Consider the following 17,570-nt stretch of genomic DNA (forward strand, 5'->3'; position numbering starts at 1 on the left):
AAATTTTCATAGAGCCACGGAAATTTTCTGTGGCTTTTTATTGATTTAAAAGTCCTTTCAATTGCTTATTTTTGCAGAGAATATCATTTATCAACCATCAATTATCATTCATAATAATGAAGCCAAGCTTAGCAAAAGGAACGAGAGATTTTACCTCACTGGAAGTTTCAAGAAGAAAATACATCATTAATATATTGCAGAAAAATTTTGAACTTTTTGGTTTTCAGCCTTTGGAAACTCCAAGTTTCGAGAATCTTTCAACTTTGACGGGGAAATATGGGGAAGAAGGTGACCGTTTGATTTTTAAGATTTTAAATTCAAGTATCAACGAAGCTAAAGGTGAGAAAAAAACTCAGATGATGAATGATTTTCAGAAAGCTTTAGATAAACCTTTTAGTGCTGAAAGCCTTACAGATAAAGCCCTTCGTTACGATTTAACGGTTCCTTTCGCAAGATTTGTTGCCATGAACCACGGGAAACTTACATTTCCTTACAAACGCTATCAGATTCAACCAGTTTGGAGAGCAGACCGTCCTCAGAAAGGAAGATTCAGAGAGTTTTATCAGTGCGACGCCGATGTGGTGGGAAGCGAAAGTCTTTGGCAGGAAGTTGATTTGGTGCAGCTGTATTTGAAATCGTTTGCAGAACTAAAAGTTTCGGTTACAATTCACATCAACAACAGAAAAATTCTTTCAGGTTTGGCAGAATATGCCGGAATTACAGATAAGTTGATTGATTTCACAGTTGCTTTAGATAAACTCGATAAAATTGGGAAAGATGGGGTAGTGAAGGAACTTTTAGAAAGAAATATTTATCAGGAATCGATTGATAAATTAGATTTTCTTTTTACTCAGTCAGATAATCCTTTGGAAAATCTTCTTCAGTTAAAAGAAAAATTTGTTGGAAACGAAATCGGGTTGAAAGGTGTTGAGGAATTGGAATTTGTCATTACTCAATCTTTAAATTTGGGTGTTGATATTCAGAATTTAGTATTTGATATTACTTTGGCGCGTGGTTTAGATTATTATACCGGAGCAATTTTCGAGGTAAAAGCTGACGAAGCTCAAATGGGTTCTATCGGTGGTGGTGGAAGATATGATAATCTGACCGAAGTTTTTGGTGTGAAAAACGTTCCAGGAATCGGGATTTCTTTTGGTTTAGACCGAATTTATCTGGTGATGGAAGAGCTTAATCTTTTCCCGGAAGACGCAACTTCAAATGTTGAATATCTGTTCGCCAATTTTGGTGGCGATGAAACAATCGAAGCTGTTAAACTCATTATTCAGTTAAGGGAAAGAGGAATTTCTGCGGAATTGTATCCTGAAAGTGCAAAAATCAACAAACAGTTTACTTATGCTGAGAAAAAAGGAATTAAAAATCTTGTTTTCCTGGGCGAGGAAGAAATAAAAAATGGAAAGGTGACCTTTAAAAATCTTGAAGCGGGGGAGCAGAAAACTGTTTCTTTGGAAGAGTTTTTAGGATAAATTTTTCACAGAATGTCTGGAACCTGTTTATTTAGAGTCATCAATAAATTTAAATCTGATGATTATGTAAAAGAAGTGAGCCTGATACAATTTTCCGGTGAAAAAGATTTTTGGGTAAGGGAAAATGGTGTTTTTGGAGTTATTCTTGATAATTTTTTAATAGATAATAGTTTGGGGGAAGTTTTAGAAAAATACGTACCTGAGCAAATTAAACTTTTCCCAACCAAAGTACATAGAAGAGCTACTGGCGAAACGTGGCATGACTATTCTGCTTTGGAATTATACAATGATTTAAATTTCGAGGATTTTACCAGGCCTGCAAAGGAGTTTGAAGGTTTAAGGATATTCTGTTTTATGGGAAGTATTTATGTTAATGCAGAGTTGAAAAATAGAATAGAAAAGAATTTTAATAAAATTACTGATTTGGATTTTGATAACAGTCATATTTTTATTGGATAAATTTATTAATCTTTACTCTAAACATCAGATCTTTTGACTGTCGTTTGATTAAGATTTAAAACCAGCGCAAAAGAAACAAAAACTATTTTTTCATTATTACAAAACATAAAAATTCCGGCCCATTGAGCCGGAATTTTTTTTCATCTGTGTTTTACCTAAAATATATGGGATGTGTTTTCAGAAATCATTTCTGATTCTTTTTGCGAAAGTATGAACACTTTTCGACAGTGTTTTATGGATTTCCGTAAAATGGTTGTTTTTCTTGAAATTTTTTTTAGAATTTTTCTCAGAGATAATTTTTACGCACCAAAATCAATTTCTTCAATCTTTTTTTTTGTAATTTAAGATTGGTAATTGCTTTTTGATTAAATTAAAAGATATTTTTATCTTAAAGAAACGACATTGAGTTTTAGAAAATGAAAGATTTCAAATTAGATTTTCACAAATTTCCTTTACATTTTTACTGTATCCCTTTTGTAAACCTAACGAAAGCACTTTCAGTAATCGTTTTTCCTTTTGTGGTAAATTTCCAGCTTCCATTTTCACGGTAAAGTTTAGCCAATACCAGAATACCTTCATTTTCTTTGCTGGAATTATGTGTCGTAATGTCGTATTCAGAGATAATACTGTTTGGTGAAGTATCCCGAAGAGATATCAGTTTTAATGAATCTACTGCTGAGAAATTGGGTGATTTGTTTTTTCTGAGATCAAAGCAGAGATAGAAATAAACATAATCAATCTCACTGCTTATTTTTTTCAAATCTACCGACATCACTTGTTTATAGAGACTGTCCATCGTAGACTCATAATCAAAGTGCTTGAATGCTTTATCTTTGGATACACTTTTCCCAAGAGGAAAATTATTTTTAATAAGCCAGCTGTTAAACTTTGATGAACAAACCAAATCTGTCATCTGATTTTGGCCGTTAAACATGATACAACTGAGACCAAGATCAATACGGTCTGTAATTTTTTTTGTTTTGAATCCTAAAAGATTGCGTCCAAATGTATTAATAGAAGCCCAGTCTACAGCTACTGAAAAATTTTCAAGTGGGGTCTCGAAATGATGAAACAGGTCGAGTGTTTCATTTTTTAATAAAAGTGAAGTCATAGAGTCTTGGTTATCAGGGTTATCAAATCAATTTATAGATATTCTTTCAATCTGATAATATTATTCGTTATTTTAGTTACAAATATTAATATTGGTGTTTTAAGGTCTTCAAAAATAGATAAAAATAAATCTATAAATTTTAATTGTAAATTAATTATTTACATATTATTAGAGGTCATTTTATCATCAAAAAATATTGGTGCTGAAAATTAATTCAATTATATGAAATATTTTTACGGGATACCATATTTTAGATGTTTTTTTTAAAGTTATTTTCACAAAAGATAAAATTAAATGGATGTTTTTAAAAATAATAGATTTTTAAGTTGATTTTATTTTATGATAAAGAGTCTTTAGAACCAAAATATTTAATGATTTCCATTAAGATAAACACTATTTTAAAATACATTCAAAGATGTCAATTGCTGGATTTGATTTTAATATTATTTATTCGTCAGAGTGATGTACATTAACCGACCTCCTTCCTCATCTGAAAGCATAATTTTTTTACCATCTGTGAGCTCAACCATAGAATTTATTGGAATCATTTTGTCTTCTGTAATGTCTTTCAATGCTGTCAGACTTTGGTTTACAAGCACCCATTTGTTTTGGTAAAAGGTAAAATATCCGACTGGTTTTTTGTCGATTGCCGTTAAACTTTCATTGCGGATTACTTTTTTAGAAACATGCCATTTGAAAAGATACTGATTGTGATACACCATTAATCTGTGATTTTCAGGTTTCCAAACGTTGTCTTTGAATTTATAATATAAATCTACAACGGGTAAAGTTCCCTTGTGAGGTGTTCCACAGAATGGGCATTTCGGTTTGGAAGTGTTATCAAAAACATACCATTTTTCGTCACAATTTGGATTGCTGCATGGCTGTATTAAATCTACAGTTTTCAATAAAGCCGTTTCCCATTCGTTGGCAATTGGGCGAAGTATAGGATTGTGAAGTCCGTCAATAAAGGCTTTTCTAAATAATTCGCTCAGGTACGGACCGGTAACCGTGTACGGAATTTTAGACGGATCACCCCAAAACTTATTCCAGACTTTTAAATGATCTGCTTTCACGCGGTTGGTGTCATCTGTAGGATGTTCCACAAACATGGCATTTTCGCCCATTGATAAAACTTCGTCTTTTTCAGATTCCAAATCCCAGATTTTTCCGCCACGCAGGGGATGTCTTCTCAACAGATACATGTAAATAAGGATGGCTAAAGCATGCAAATCTGTTTTTTGGTTAGGCAAAATTCTGCCGGGATCCTGTAATTTTAAATGTTTTGTTTTTAAAACTTCAGGAGCGATAAAATCGGCAGTACCAATCACTTCAGGTGGAAATAATCCGGGTACAACCAATCCGTCGATATCAATGATTGCAGCAGATTTTGTGACGGGATCTACCAAAACGTTGTTGTAAGATAAATCCGAATGCGCCAGACCCATCTGGTGCATTTTTTTGACGCCTCTTGAAATGTTGATGGCAATCTGGAAGTAACTCAACCAATCGCCAAGTTCAGTTTTATCTAATGACAAAGGATATTGATTGTCTCTGAAAGAAGGCGTAGTAAACCATTTGCCGACTTTTTCGCCACCTTTGATGAGTTCATTGGATTTGTATCCTTTTTTAAAGAAAAATTTGGAATTGTAGATGGGAACAATCACGCCGGTTTTACCATTAAGCTCCACCGCATCGTAGGGCCATCTGAAAATTTCATCTAAAAAATAATCTGCACTGTTTCCTTTTTTAATATTTTCGAGGTAAAGTGAAACAATTCTTTTAATTCTGTCTTTCTGATTAAAGTCAAGCGGATCGCGGAAAAATGCCACAACATATTTTCTGTCAGGCGAAAAATAAACATCTTTTACACCGCCTTTTTTCGGATTTCCATCATCCACATACTCGTATGTTTTTGTGGAATCTATGATTGATTTTACCTTTACTACACTCATATTCTTAATAAATTACGGCCAAAGTTCTGTCGTCATGATTGCCTTTGCTCCAAAAATCCATCCACGCGGACAATTGTTCTTCAATGTTTGAATCTTCATCGAAATCAACTTTTGTTTGGTCGTTATTTTCACCATTTAAATCTCTTAAAAAGTTCTTCCAGGTTTCCAGATTTTCCAGTTTGCTTTCCACGACAAATTTCGGATCGTATATACCGTCTGTCATCAGAAATAATTTTGAAAAATCTTCAAAACAGTTGATTTTAAACCGTTCAACCATGATTTCAGGTTTGCCAAAAATTTCCTGCATGGTAATAAATCGTGTAGCGCCACTGCTTTCTCCAACATCCAGAAAGTTGAGAAGTTTTACCTCTGAATTTTCCTTATCTAAAACATTGATAGGGCAGTCACCAACGCCAAAACTTAAAATCACATATCCAAAATCAAACTTTTTCACCAAAGTAAAAATCAAGGTAGTATGAAAATCTTTTAATGATGCACCCTCTTCAGTTGCCAATTGAGAAAGCCCGTTGTGAAGGTTTTTTACGTTTTGATAGAGAGAATTGATGATGAAACTTTTGTTTTTTATTTTTTCATCGCCTGCAGGATTTGAACTTAAAGAATTTTCATAATTATCTGAATCTTCGTTGATTATTTCAGTTTCATCATTTAAATTTTCCTTGGTTTCTTTAGAAAAATAAACAGTCACAGCATCTGATAATTTATTTAAAAGAGATTCATCGTCAAAACTTTTCACAATAAAATCTGTGGCAAACTGAGATCCCGCACGCGCAAATCTTGCTGAGCCAGCGCCATCTGCCACTGCAACAATTGCCCAGTCATCGGGTAAATCTTTAACCAGAAAATCATCATCTCTGAAAGTTCCCTCGTGAGCATGAGATCTCCCTCTTTTAGAAGCCACCACAATTTTTTTGTCTAAAAATGCAGATTTGAAAGTCGCCTGATCTTCTTTCGGAAATCTGCTGTCTTTCGGACTCGGTTTGTTGAGCCATAAATCTTTCGGATCTGCATTTACAATAAACGGAATCGTTTTAATGTCTTCCTGCAAATTTTCATCATTTTTATTGAAGAAAACAATCTGAATTTCTATCGTATTGGCATTGGTTGGAATACCATGAATACAACTTTTCTCTGCATCAAACTGCAATCCTACGCCATCAAGATTTTTAATTTCTTTAATGACAATCGAAGGGTGTTTTGAAAGATCAAATGTGAAATTATATTCCTTTTTTACATTGGCATTCGGAATCGTGATGTAACTTTCTCTAAATTCTTCTCTGTCTCTGTGCATCGTGAAAATTTGTAATATTTGTGACTTCAGGTCTTTGATGGTTTTCGATAATTCGTAGATTTTGGCATTATCGGTAAGCTTTTCAACAGTAATATCCACTATTTTGCTGCTGTCAATTTGATTTTCTTTTAAGACGTCCTGCAATAAACTTTTCATGTTAACCTAAAGTTCTGTTGATGTCAAACCCACCTTCTGCAGCACCGTATTGACCGGCATTTCCGCACCATGGGCATTTTGCGACGCCGTCGCCTTCGATGCAGTGAATTCCCCCACAAACGCAGGTTGCCAAAGCAAAACTGTTTCCACAAGATGGGCAGCTCGGATTTCCGTAAAGTTCTTCGCTGGAAATTTTGTTGTTGTTGGAACCGCCTTCAGAATATTCTCTGTACGAATTTTCATCAATTTTGTAGGCTCCTTCAATTTTATAAAATCTGGTGTCAAAACCGGGAACGCGAGATTCCTGTAACGATTTTTTAAATTTTAATAAATACAGTTTGTCATTAGTGGAACATTTTCCATTCAAAACCACAAAATTATTATCGGGAACAGAGTAGTTTTTGCTAAGATCTATCTTTTCAAGCAGTTCAGGATTTGATTTACTTAAATTGATTCCATCCGCATTATTGTTGTTGATATTTTCGCTGGTTGCCCTGATAGAAGCCGTTACCCATTTGAAAAACTCTTTATAGGAATTGCTGTCGGTATTGTTGAACATCAAAACCTGTTCAGACAATTTACCTAAAAGATTCACGTTGGTATTGTCGCCAATCGAAACAATAATTAAATTAGATTTCGTGCGGTAATCGGCGTTCCATCTTTCAATTGCTCTTGAAGTATCATCAGTTGGAATTCCGTCGGTGAATAAGAATATGACAGGTTTCCAATCGCCCTTTCTTTCGTAAGTAGTTTTTACAACATCTCTGTCTACGGAATTCATCAGTTCTTCCAAACCTTTAGACAAAGAAGTTCCGCTGCCAATCGGAATTTTCGGAGGATAAAAAGTGATGACATCCTGCAAAGGCGTGATGACTTTACTTTTCCCCGCAAAGCCAATAATGGAAACCCAAACCGTTTCTAATGCGTAAGGATCTGTTTTTAATTCTTTGATGATGGTGGCAATTCCTTCCTGAACTTGCTCTATGGGTTCTCCCACCATCGATTCTGAAACATCGATGAGGAAATAAATTGGTAATCTTCTCATGTTTTAGTTTTAAACAATAATATTCAATTCACTTGGCGGTGGCGGTAAAGTCATACTTTCTCCGGTTCCCTGCGTTTTGCTTCCCATTTCGATGGACGAACTGACCCATTGAAAGAAATTGGTAAGCGTGCTGGAATCTGTCGTATCAAGCTTCACGACGTTGTCTGTCAGTTCCTGAAGAAAACTTACTTCGGCTTTTGGACCTGCCGCACATCCTACAATGACTCCAAAATCTAAACTTTTGATTAAAGGAGTCATTTCTTTGTATTTCTGTAAATCTGAAGGTTTACCATCAGTGAAAATAAAAAGTAAGGGTTTCCAATCGCCTTTTCTGTCAGCTGAGCCTTTGATCACTTCCTTTTTTACGAGATTGTAAACCATTTCCAGCGCTTGCCCTGTGTGTGTAGGTCCACTTTCCGGACAGGTAATTTCTACCGGATGAAAACTGGCCAAATCAACAAGCGGAATCAAATTGGTCACCTCACGGTCATACGTAATCACGCTGAGGTGCAAAGAATCCATAGCCTGCGGATCTGATCTGAGCATGCTTACCAAACCATTGAATCCATTATTCAGGGCAGCAATCGGCTCACCTCTCATCGATCCGGAAGTGTCTAATAAAAAGTAGGCTAATAATCGTCTGTTCATAATTATGCAACGATTACCAACTCAGACGGTGGAGGAGGAAGCTGATCCAAACCGGTAACTTCTTTTCCGGATTCTTCCACTTTGGTTGAGGTGGTAGAAATAGAATCTGTTACCCATTGAAAGAACTTGCTGATGCTTTGAGAATCGGCATTATCAAGTCTGATGACAGATTCTGTAATCTGTTTTAAAATTTTATCGTCAGCGCCGCTTCCTACTGCACAACCTACGATTAACCCTTTATTTGCAGATTTTAATTTGCTAAATCCACTTTGCCAGTCATCTGTCGGGATCCCGTCTGTCATAACGAAAGTCATTGGTTTCCAGTCGCCTTTCTGCTCAAGGGTAGTTTTGGTAATTTCTGTGGTTAACTTATCCGCTAAAAGTGCTAAAGCTGCACCAAGTGATGTTGTGCCTGAAGCTTTGATGTCGACCATTTGAAACGAAGCTAAATCGGTAAGAGGAACGATCTGTTTTGCCTCACTGTCAAACGTAATGATGCTCACGTAAGCGGTTTCAATAGCCTGCGGATTCTGACGAAGTGAATGCAGCATCATCTGAACTCCATTTTTTACAGCCTCAATCGGCTCTCCGGTCATTGAACCTGAAGTGTCTAATAATAAATAAACGGGTAATCTTCTCATTTTTAATTATTTGTAAGCATATTTTGCTAATAGGTCAACGAAATTATCGGTTTGTCCGGGCTCACCCAGCGCACGGAATTTCCAGTCGCCGTTATGTCTGTAAGCTTCAGCAAAAACCATAGAGCACATTCCGTTCATCGAGGCATCACCGGAAAGACTGTATTTTGTAATTTCCTTTCCACGGGCATCAACAGCTCTGATGAAGGCATTGTCTACCATCCCGAAATGCTGATTGTTTTGTCTTCCCTGATAAATAGTGACCACAAATAATATTTTCTGATATTTCTGATCGAGTTTGTCTAACTGAACAATGATCTGCTCGTCATCTCCATCTCCAGCACCGGTTCTGTTATCACCCGTCAACCAGATATTTCCGCTTGGATGTCTCATGGAGTTGAAATAAATTACGTCGCCTCCGTACAAGGCCACGTTTCTACCGCCTACAGAAGCAGTTCTGCCGAGGTCAGCCACTTTTCCGTTGCTGTCGAGAAGAAAAGCTACAGCATCCAGATCATATTCTTCTTCTTTTCCTCCAAATATTTTCCCGAAAAAACCACTTTGTTTCTGACGGACATCCCATCCTAAACCGATAGTAACTTGTGAAAGATCATAAACACTTTCTCCACGGTCATTTTTTCTTAAATCGATGGTTTGACCTTTTTGTAAATTGATTGCCATATTTATTATTTGATAATTTGTCCGCTGTAATATTTTGATAAAAAGAAAGCTAAATCTTCTCTGTAGCCAATTCCTGAAGCTTCAAATTTCCACTGATCGTTTCTTTTGTAAAGTCTTCCGAATTCTACAGCAGTTTCAATAGAAAAATCTTCTCCTAACTCATATTTTGCCACTTCCTGACCGTTGCTGTCGTCTACGATTCTGATGTAAGAATTTCTTACCTGTCCGTAGTTTTGTTTTCTGTTGATAGCTTCGTGAATGGTTACTACAATAAGAATTTCGTTGATTCTTGGGTCAACTTTAGATAAATCAACCTCGATGCTTTCATCATCACCATCGGCACTGTTACCACCTGTTGGGTCGTCGCCGGTGTGTCTCAAAGCTCCGTCCGGAGAATCTGTGTTCCCATAAAAAATAAAAAACGGTTCGCTAGGAATCTGTCTTCTTTCATCAATCATAAATGCGGAAGCATCCAAATCAAAATTATGCGCTGTTCCTTCGCTTGGATCCCATCCCAAACCAATCGTCATTTTGCTTAAACCAATGTCAATTTTCTGACCTTTCTGTAAATTAATCATATTTATTTGCTAGTATTAAGTATCATTTTTACATTTAATTTCATCAGATATTTTTGAAAATTAAATATTTATAAATATAATTTTTTTTATCAAATAAGAGGGAAAAATGAATGAAAATTATTGTTTCAATTAAATAAATAAGTTTTTGCCAAATCTATAGTAAAAATTCTGTTACTCTTTACGGCATACAGCATTTAAGCTAATTTTCAAAAAAAAATTATATTTACGTCAAAGAAAAACTCAATGGAAAACTATTTAGACATCAACAAAAACTCATGGAATGCCAGAGTAGAACCACATCTGAAATCAGATTTTTACTTTGTAGATGAATTTTTAAAAGGAAGAAATTCTCTCAATTCAATCGAACTCGATTTGTTGGGTGATGTAAAAGGAAAAAGCATTCTGCATTTGCAGTGTCATTTCGGGCAGGATTCTATTTCACTTTCCCGAATGGGCGCAAAAGTTACAGGAATCGATTTATCTGATAAAGCAATTGTTGCTGCGAAAGATTTAGCAAAAGAAACTGGAACCGATACCGAATTTATCTGTACCGATGTATATAATCTTCCTAATATTTTAAATGAAAAATTCGACATCGTTTTTACAAGCTACGGAACGATTGGCTGGTTGCCCGATTTAAATAAATGGGCAGAAGTGGTAAGTCATTTTTTGAAACACGAAGGAGTGTTTGTCATGGCAGAATTTCATCCCGTGGTTTGGATGTACGATGACGATTTTGAAGGAGTTGCCTACAATTATTTTAATGAAAAACCAATTGTAGAAACTTCAGAAGGAACTTATGCTGATACTTCTGCAGACATTGTTCAGGATTACATTTCGTGGAATCATCCTTTGTCTGATGTACTGCAAAGTTTAATCGATAAAAATTTACTTATAGAAAATTTCAGGGAATTCGACTGGTCTCCGTATGCCTGTTTCAGACAAGTGGAAGAGTTTGAAAAAAGAAAGTGGCGAATCACAAAGTTCGGGAATAAAATTCCTTTGGTATATGCCATAAAAGCAAAGAAAAGGTAAGCTGTTAAAAACTTACCTTTTCTCCCGTATATATGAATGTTAACTAATTACTAGTTTTGATTAACTTTCTGTTCAACCGTTGATTTAGCTTCATCAAATTTGCTCTGAGCTTGTGATGCTACTTCATTCGCCTTGTCTTTTAAATCATTTCCCCACTTGTTGAGGTTGTCTTTTGCGTTGTTGATTTTATCTTTTACTGCTTGTTTTTCTTCCGGCGTAGCTTTGTTGTATCTCCAATATGCTAAAGCGCCTAAACCTACCAATGCCAATAAACCTTTTGTTTTATTTCCCATGATTTCTATTTTTTAATTTGTAATTAATTGATAGTAGGGAATATGTAAAATCTGTGCCAAAGAATTTTTATGATATTTAAAGTTTTGTTAAAATTTTAAAGATTGGTCTGATCAGAAAATCTTAATTTCGTCTACTGCTCTGAAATTTCCCCAATCATTTAAACTAAAAACTTATGTGACTTATGTTTTACCAGATTATCCGAAAACTTCAAAATTTTCTCCGTTAAAACTCGCAAAAACCATTTTAGGATAAGAATCCTGATGGAAAATATTTCCGTCTTTATCAATGGCAATCGCTCCGGCGAAACCGTCAATTGTTTTAAGTTCAGTAAAAGTTTTGTCGAAAGCTTCTTTCAAACTCATTCCATCGGTCACTCTCGTCACAATTTTTGCGGAAGTGGCGTTGCTTACGATGTCTTCGCCTACTCCTGTGCAGCTTACAGCACAAAATTCGTTGGCATAATTTCCGGCAACGGTTGCAGAATCAGAGATTCTTCCCGGGATTTCAAAACCTTTTCCTCCGGTTGAGGTTGCCACTGCCAGTTTGCCTTTTTCGTCGATGGCAACGCAACCCACAGTTCCTTTTCCTCCATTGTTGAGTTTGGCTTCGTATTCTTTTCTTCTTTGTGGAATTTCTGTTGAGAAATTTTCAAAATCATGCTCGGTTGCATAATTTTTTGCTCCATTTCCTCCCAGAACCCTGTCATCTTCCTTCATCAGTTCTTTCGCCACAAAAATCGGGTTTTTTACATCCTGAATATTGATTACACCGCTCATTTTCTGCGTTTCACCATCCATCAGAGCAGCACTCATTCTGATGATTCCGTCACTTTGAATTTGCGAACCAATTCCGGCATTATACAGTTCGTCATCTTCCAAAAGTGAAACTGCGTAAGCCACAGTATCCACCGCCGAATTGTTCGTCAAAAACTGATAAGCCTTTTCAGCAATGCTTTTCAGCGAATTTTGTTTGGCAACTTTTACTTCGTTGCTCTGATCGCTTTCAGAGAAAAAACCTCCGTGGATGATGATTTTCATAGAATATAATTGATGTTTTTGAGATGATTGATAAGTGATAAATGATGATTAATTGTTTCAAATAATGCGTTTATAAATCAATAATCATTCATCAACCATCACTTAAGTTTGCGGAATCGGATTAAACTGAGAATTCTCTATCGTCATTTCCTTTGTCGTAAGGTTGTAATGATCGTTCATAGACATCACGTGAACCGTAAGGTTTTCGATAGAAATTGGTTCTCCGAGGTTGATATTGGTTAAATTGGTATCTTTTATAAATCTTCCGTCCACCAAAATTACAAGTCCGGATCCTACGGCTGTCATTACATCGTTGTGAATGAAAAGGCCTGTGTCTTCTCCTAAACCGATTCCCAAAGTTCTCGGATTGTTTACAACTGCCTGAAAAAGCCTGCCGATTCTGCCTCGCTGAACAAAATGGGTATCAACAATGACATTGTCTATTAAACCTAAACCTTGTGTTGTTTTAATTTCGCCTTTCAATAAAGCTTCAGAACTGCTTCCCTGATAAATCATATTTTCAGAAGCCGCTGCCGCACCCGCAGAAGTTCCGGAATAGATAAAATCCTGCTCCTGATATTTCAATAAAATAGTATCATGAAATCTTGTTCCACCAAGAATAGAAGTCAGCCTCAACTGATCTCCGCCGGTAAACATCACAACGTCTGCTGCGTTTGCTCTGGCCACCAACGCATCAGAGTTCGCCTCCTCACGGTTGTGAATGTCGAGAATATTTACATTTTTAGCACCTAAATATTCGAAAGCTTTCTTGTATTCTGCACCTACGATTTGCGGAATTTGCGAAGCAGTCGTGATGACTTCAATCACAGAATCTTCTTTGTGTTTAGATTCTGTAATGATCTTCCTCAAAATTCCTCTTTCAAAAAAATTAAGATTTTTTTCTACATTCTGGTCGTACTCGGTTTCTGTGAAACTGCCTTTATTTACAGCTCCTCCGATAATAATTAATTTTCCCACAGGTTTCATAGCCTGCAAAATTAAAAAATATTTACGGGTTAATAAAATGTTAATCTATATTTAACGAATTGATTTTCATTAGAGATTGCTTATGATAATATTTAATGTATTAAGAAATATTTAAACTGATGTTGCAATCATTTAATGTTTTGCATTATCTTTGAGTATAAAACAAAAAATTGATAATTAACCCGACACCTTTTATATGAACATTGAGAAGATACAGGCACTAAGAGGGCCAAACATTTGGAGCATTAGAAGAAAGAAACTGATCCAGATGAGACTGGACCTTCAGGAAATGGAAAATTTCCCTACTAATAAAATTAATGGCTTCAGAGAGCGTATACAGCAGCTTATTCCGTCGCTTATCACACACAGATGTTCTGAAGGTGTGGAAGGTGGCTTCTTTCACAGAGTACAGGAGGGTACATGGATGGGGCACGTGATTGAGCATATTGCTCTGGAAATTCAAACCCTTGCAGGAATGGAAGTAGGTTTCGGAAGAACGCGTGAAACAAAAACACCGGGAGTTTACAATGTTGTTTTTAATTATCTTGAAGAAAACGCAGGAATTTATGCAGCAGAAGAATCTGTAAAAATAGCCGAAGCACTTATCGAAGGAAAAGACTATGATCTTGCTGCGTGTATTCAAAAACTGAAAGAAATCCGTGAAAGAGTGCGTTTGGGACCGTCAACGGGAAGTATTGTGGAGGAAGCTGTTTCCAGAAAAATTCCCTGGATCAGACTGGGAACAAATTCTTTGGTTCAGTTGGGTTATGGAGTGAATCAGCAGAGATTTCAGGCAACTATTACCGGAAATACAAGTTGTATCGGTGTGGATATCGCCTGTAATAAAGATTTAACCAAAAGAATGCTTCACGATGCGGCAATTCCTGTTCCGATTGGTGAACTGATTGTCGATGAAGAAGGCTTAGATGAGGTCGTAAGAAAAATCGGTTATCCTGTTGTAATTAAACCTTTAGATGGAAATCACGGTAAGGGCTCGTCAATCAATGTAAATGATTGGGAATCGGCTAAAATCGGTTTGCAACACGCTCAAACTTATTCAAGAAAAGTAATTGTTGAAAAATACATTACAGGTTACGATTTCAGGGTTTTGGTCATTAATAATAAGATGATTGCTGCGGCAAGAAGAGTTCCGGCTCACGTCATCGGAGATGGAGAATTGAATCTTCAGCAACTGATTGACAAAGAAAATCAGGATCCGAGAAGAGGTTACGGTCACGAAAATGTTCTTACAGAAATCAGTATTGATAAAGACACGACCGAGCTTTTAGAAAAACTTAATTACACATTAGATACGGTTCCTCAAAAAGGAGAAGTAGTTTATCTAAAATCGACTGCCAATCTTTCAACTGGCGGTACTTCTATAGACGTTACCGATATGGTGCATCCGGAAAATATCACAATGGCTGAAAGGATTTCAAAAATCATCGGTCTTGATGTTTGCGGAATCGATATTATGGCTGAAAATCTTACCCAGCCTTTAAAAGAAAGTGGTGCTGCGATTATTGAGGTGAATGCTGCTCCGGGATTCAGAATGCACCTTGCACCAAGCGAAGGATTGCCAAGAAACGTTGCTGCTCCAGTCGTTGACATGCTTTATCCACCAGGAAAGCCGTTTACCATTCCAATTATTGCGGTGACAGGTACCAACGGAAAAACGACAACGACGAGACTGATTTCCCATATTGTTAAAAACAACGGCTACAGAGTAGGATTCACCACTTCAGACGGTATTTATATCCAAAATACAATGTTGACGAAAGGGGATACTACGGGGCCGATTTCAGCTGAATTTATCTTAAAAGATCCCACTGTAGAATTTGCTGTTCTTGAAACTGCCAGAGGCGGAATTTTGAGATCAGGTTTAGGATTCTCTAATTGTGATATTGGCGTTTTAACCAATATTAAAGAAGATCATTTAGGCATCAACGATATTCACAATCTGAAAGATCTTACGAAAGTAAAACGTGTGATTCTCGACAGCGTGAAAAAGAACGGGTGGAGCGTAATGAATGCCGATGACGAATATTCAATGAGAATCATCAATGATCTCGACAGCAATATCGCACTCTTCAGCATGGATGAAAACAATCCATTCATCAAGAAATATGCTAAGGAAGGCAAAACGACCTGTGTCTACGAAGAAGGTTTTGTAACTATCAAGAAAGGCGACTGGAAAATCAGAATTGGTAAAGCAAAAGACTTCCCAATCACGATGGAAGGGAAGGCGAAGTTTATGATTGAAAATGTTTTGGCAGCTAGTTTAGCTTGTTATCTGTACGGATTTGCGATTGAAGATATTTCCAATTCACTCAGAACTTTTATTCCAAGTGCACAGCTTACTCCGGGAAGACTGAATGTCTTTAATTTTAAGAACTTTAAAGTTTTAATCGACTTTGCTCACAATCCGGCTGGGTATGAAGCGATTGAAGATTATCTTAAAAATGTGGAAGCGACCAAGAAAATTGGTATTATTTCCGGAGTTGGCGACAGGAGAGACGCAGACATCAAACTTTGCGGGAAAATTGCCGGAAGAATGTTCGACCATATCATCATCCGCAACGAAAAGCACCTTCGCGGAAGAACCGAAGAAGAAATCAATGGTTTAATTATTGAAGGTATGCAGGAATCAGGTAAAGACGTGAGCTATGAAACGATTCCTAAAGAAATTGAAGCGTTGAAACACGCAATGGGAATGGCTGAAGACGGTACTTTCATCACTGCTCTGAGCGATGTGATTTCTAATGCAATTGACTTAGTACAGGAGTATCAGGCGAGAGAATTGCTTGAAGACAATAAAGGGCTTTAATGCAAATTGAAGTTTTGTGAAGATTCGGGGCGGGCCAAAGGCCCGCCCCGAATCATTTTTTTGGCTTAAGCCAAAAAAATCGGATGAACCAACTGGCGCATCCGATTTCTATTTTATTTATTCCTCTCCAAAAAAAGCATGAGAACTGCCAATCCAAATGGCGTCTTTTTTATTGAAATCGACGTTTACCATTTCCGCTTTGGTCATTCTTACCAGGTACTGAACCAAAACCGGACGCTCCTCATTTTCCTGCCACACATACAAAAGCCGGATTTCCGCACGGGAAAATTCTCCGTTGATATCTTCAAAAACTGGTGCGTATTCTACTTTTCTCTGTAAAATATAATTTTCCTTATCTTCAATTTTATTTGTAATTTCTGTTGTCGGATGAAGGTTTACGCCGCTTCCTGCAAAAGAAAACAGAGGTTTTAAAACAAAATCATTCAGATTTTCATCGGCTGGAAATTCGTTTAGAAAATAACTTTTTGGAACAAATTCATGTTTTAATAATGGCAAAAGATATTTTGAAATTTTGAAAAACCAGTTCGGATGCGTTACCCAGGTTACATCAACCTCTTCCCTGAAGTCAAATTCAGTTTTCAGATCCGGAATTCTGTCGAGTTCGTCAAAAATTACACGGTTGTAGATTCTTCGGATCTCCGTAAGCTTTCCGTCATTGTCATAGAAAAGTTTTTTTCCGTCTTTTTTTATTTTGGTAAGACAGACGGTTTTTATGCCTAAAAAGTTTTCTGTAAGTTTAAAATCAATTGCGGTCTTCTGTTTTTCAGGATAAATTTCAAGAAGAATTACATTTTCAGGATTTTCATTTCCTACAATTAAATTTTTCATCTGAGACAGAAATTCTTCATCGCTCATTTTGCTTTTCAGATCACTCAAAAAAGGGTAAACTTCGCAGAAAGCATCTTCATATACTTTTTGAAATGCATATAGAGACGGAAAGGCCTGAAGTTCGATCAGCTGAGGTTCAACTTCGCCTTTTGCATTTTTACAGATCCCGAAATCGATGGTAAAAAAGTGAGGTTTTAAAGTATCATTCGGAACTTTACAATTGTCGGGAATGGCTTTCTGTAAAGCTTCCGGCGACATCGCAATGATTTGATCCAAAATACTTTCGCTGGCGTCTGTAAGTTTATTTTTAAAATCGTGAGTCAAAAAAACCGGACTTTCAGAAAGCCTGAATCCTGTTTGTATTTCGCTTTTTTCGGTAAGGATTGAATTTACTTTTTGGTATTTCTCATTAGAGAATTCTGAATTAAATTTTTGTCTGTATTTTGGAATCATCCCTGATGTTTTTTTTAAATTAAA

The 17,570-nt window shown here is 36.4% G+C and carries 16 protein-coding genes; 4 read left to right on the plus strand and 12 right to left on the minus strand.

Annotation, left to right across the window (positions count from 1 at the left end; all coding sequences use genetic code 11):
• The first annotated feature begins 116 nt into the window (after positions 1-116).
• Together hisS and AC2A1G_RS14715 are read left to right on the plus strand one after the other, a co-directional pair.
• Positions 117-1,484, plus strand: coding sequence for a histidine--tRNA ligase (hisS, locus tag AC2A1G_RS14710; protein ID WP_484047670.1), 1,368 nt, complete (start codon positions 117-119; stop codon positions 1,482-1,484).
• A 12-nt stretch (positions 1,485-1,496) separates the two neighbouring features.
• Positions 1,497-1,943 carry a hypothetical protein gene (locus AC2A1G_RS14715; protein ID WP_484047671.1) on the plus strand — a complete coding sequence of 149 codons (447 nt, stop codon included), beginning with the start codon at positions 1,497-1,499 and terminating at the stop codon, positions 1,941-1,943.
• Between the two features lie 460 nt (positions 1,944-2,403).
• Here the strand turns inward: AC2A1G_RS14715 and AC2A1G_RS14720 are convergent, their stop codons facing one another.
• The 8 genes from AC2A1G_RS14720 to AC2A1G_RS14755 all read right to left on the minus strand — a co-directional run bounded on the left by AC2A1G_RS14720 (position 2,404) and on the right by AC2A1G_RS14755 (position 10,064).
• The gene (locus AC2A1G_RS14720; protein WP_484047672.1) at positions 2,404-3,054 is read right to left on the minus strand and encodes a TerD family protein; all 651 of its coding nucleotides are present in this window, start codon (positions 3,052-3,054) and stop codon (positions 2,404-2,406) included.
• A gap of 443 nt (positions 3,055-3,497) precedes the next feature.
• A complete protein-coding gene (locus AC2A1G_RS14725; RefSeq protein WP_484047673.1) occupies positions 3,498-5,009 on the minus strand; it encodes a protein kinase domain-containing protein in 1,512 nt (503 codons plus the stop codon).
• A gap of 4 nt (positions 5,010-5,013) precedes the next feature.
• Positions 5,014-6,474: a PP2C family serine/threonine-protein phosphatase gene (locus tag AC2A1G_RS14730; RefSeq protein ID WP_484047674.1), complete on the minus strand. Its 1,461-nt coding sequence runs from the start codon at positions 6,472-6,474 to the stop codon at positions 5,014-5,016.
• Position 6,475: 1 nt separating this feature from the next.
• Positions 6,476-7,519, minus strand: a complete 1,044-nt coding sequence (locus AC2A1G_RS14735; protein ID WP_484047675.1) for a TerY-C metal binding domain-containing protein — start codon at positions 7,517-7,519, stop codon at positions 6,476-6,478.
• 9 nt (positions 7,520-7,528) lie between these two features.
• The gene (locus tag AC2A1G_RS14740) at positions 7,529-8,167 is read right to left on the minus strand and encodes a vWA domain-containing protein (protein ID WP_262147978.1); all 639 of its coding nucleotides are present in this window, start codon (positions 8,165-8,167) and stop codon (positions 7,529-7,531) included.
• Positions 8,168-8,169: 2 nt separating this feature from the next.
• The gene (locus AC2A1G_RS14745) at positions 8,170-8,808 is read right to left on the minus strand and encodes a vWA domain-containing protein (RefSeq protein ID WP_484047676.1); all 639 of its coding nucleotides are present in this window, start codon (positions 8,806-8,808) and stop codon (positions 8,170-8,172) included.
• Between the two features lie 6 nt (positions 8,809-8,814).
• The gene (locus AC2A1G_RS14750; RefSeq protein ID WP_484047677.1) at positions 8,815-9,486 is read right to left on the minus strand and encodes a TerD family protein; all 672 of its coding nucleotides are present in this window, start codon (positions 9,484-9,486) and stop codon (positions 8,815-8,817) included.
• A 5-nt stretch (positions 9,487-9,491) separates the two neighbouring features.
• Positions 9,492-10,064, minus strand: coding sequence for a TerD family protein (locus tag AC2A1G_RS14755; RefSeq protein ID WP_484047678.1), 573 nt, complete (start codon positions 10,062-10,064; stop codon positions 9,492-9,494).
• Positions 10,065-10,307: 243 nt separating this feature from the next.
• Here AC2A1G_RS14755 and AC2A1G_RS14760 point away from each other — a divergent pair, with 243 nt between their 5' ends.
• A complete protein-coding gene (locus AC2A1G_RS14760; protein ID WP_484047679.1) occupies positions 10,308-11,099 on the plus strand; it encodes a class I SAM-dependent methyltransferase in 792 nt (263 codons plus the stop codon).
• A gap of 50 nt (positions 11,100-11,149) precedes the next feature.
• Here AC2A1G_RS14760 and AC2A1G_RS14765 read toward each other — a convergent pair whose 3' ends face one another.
• The 3 genes from AC2A1G_RS14765 to AC2A1G_RS14775 form a co-directional block, all read right to left on the minus strand.
• Positions 11,150-11,392, minus strand: coding sequence for a YtxH domain-containing protein (locus tag AC2A1G_RS14765; protein WP_484047680.1), 243 nt, complete (start codon positions 11,390-11,392; stop codon positions 11,150-11,152).
• Positions 11,393-11,587: 195 nt separating this feature from the next.
• Entirely contained in the window at positions 11,588-12,430 is an 843-nt protein-coding gene (locus tag AC2A1G_RS14770) for an isoaspartyl peptidase/L-asparaginase (protein ID WP_484047681.1), read from the minus strand.
• A 102-nt stretch (positions 12,431-12,532) separates the two neighbouring features.
• On the minus strand, positions 12,533-13,417 hold the full coding sequence (locus AC2A1G_RS14775) for a cyanophycinase (RefSeq protein WP_484047682.1): 885 nt from the start codon (positions 13,415-13,417) through the stop codon (positions 12,533-12,535).
• A 196-nt stretch (positions 13,418-13,613) separates the two neighbouring features.
• On the opposite strand from AC2A1G_RS14775, the gene cphA reads away from it, so the two are divergent.
• A complete protein-coding gene (cphA, locus tag AC2A1G_RS14780; protein WP_484047683.1) occupies positions 13,614-16,244 on the plus strand; it encodes a cyanophycin synthetase in 2,631 nt (876 codons plus the stop codon).
• 117 nt (positions 16,245-16,361) lie between these two features.
• Here the strand turns inward: cphA and AC2A1G_RS14785 are convergent, their stop codons facing one another.
• Positions 16,362-17,546, minus strand: coding sequence for an ATP-grasp domain-containing protein (locus AC2A1G_RS14785; RefSeq protein ID WP_484047684.1), 1,185 nt, complete (start codon positions 17,544-17,546; stop codon positions 16,362-16,364).
• Between the last annotated feature and the right edge of the window lie 24 nt (positions 17,547-17,570).

The organism is Chryseobacterium sp. HNCC26DJ240, from assembly GCF_057180485.1.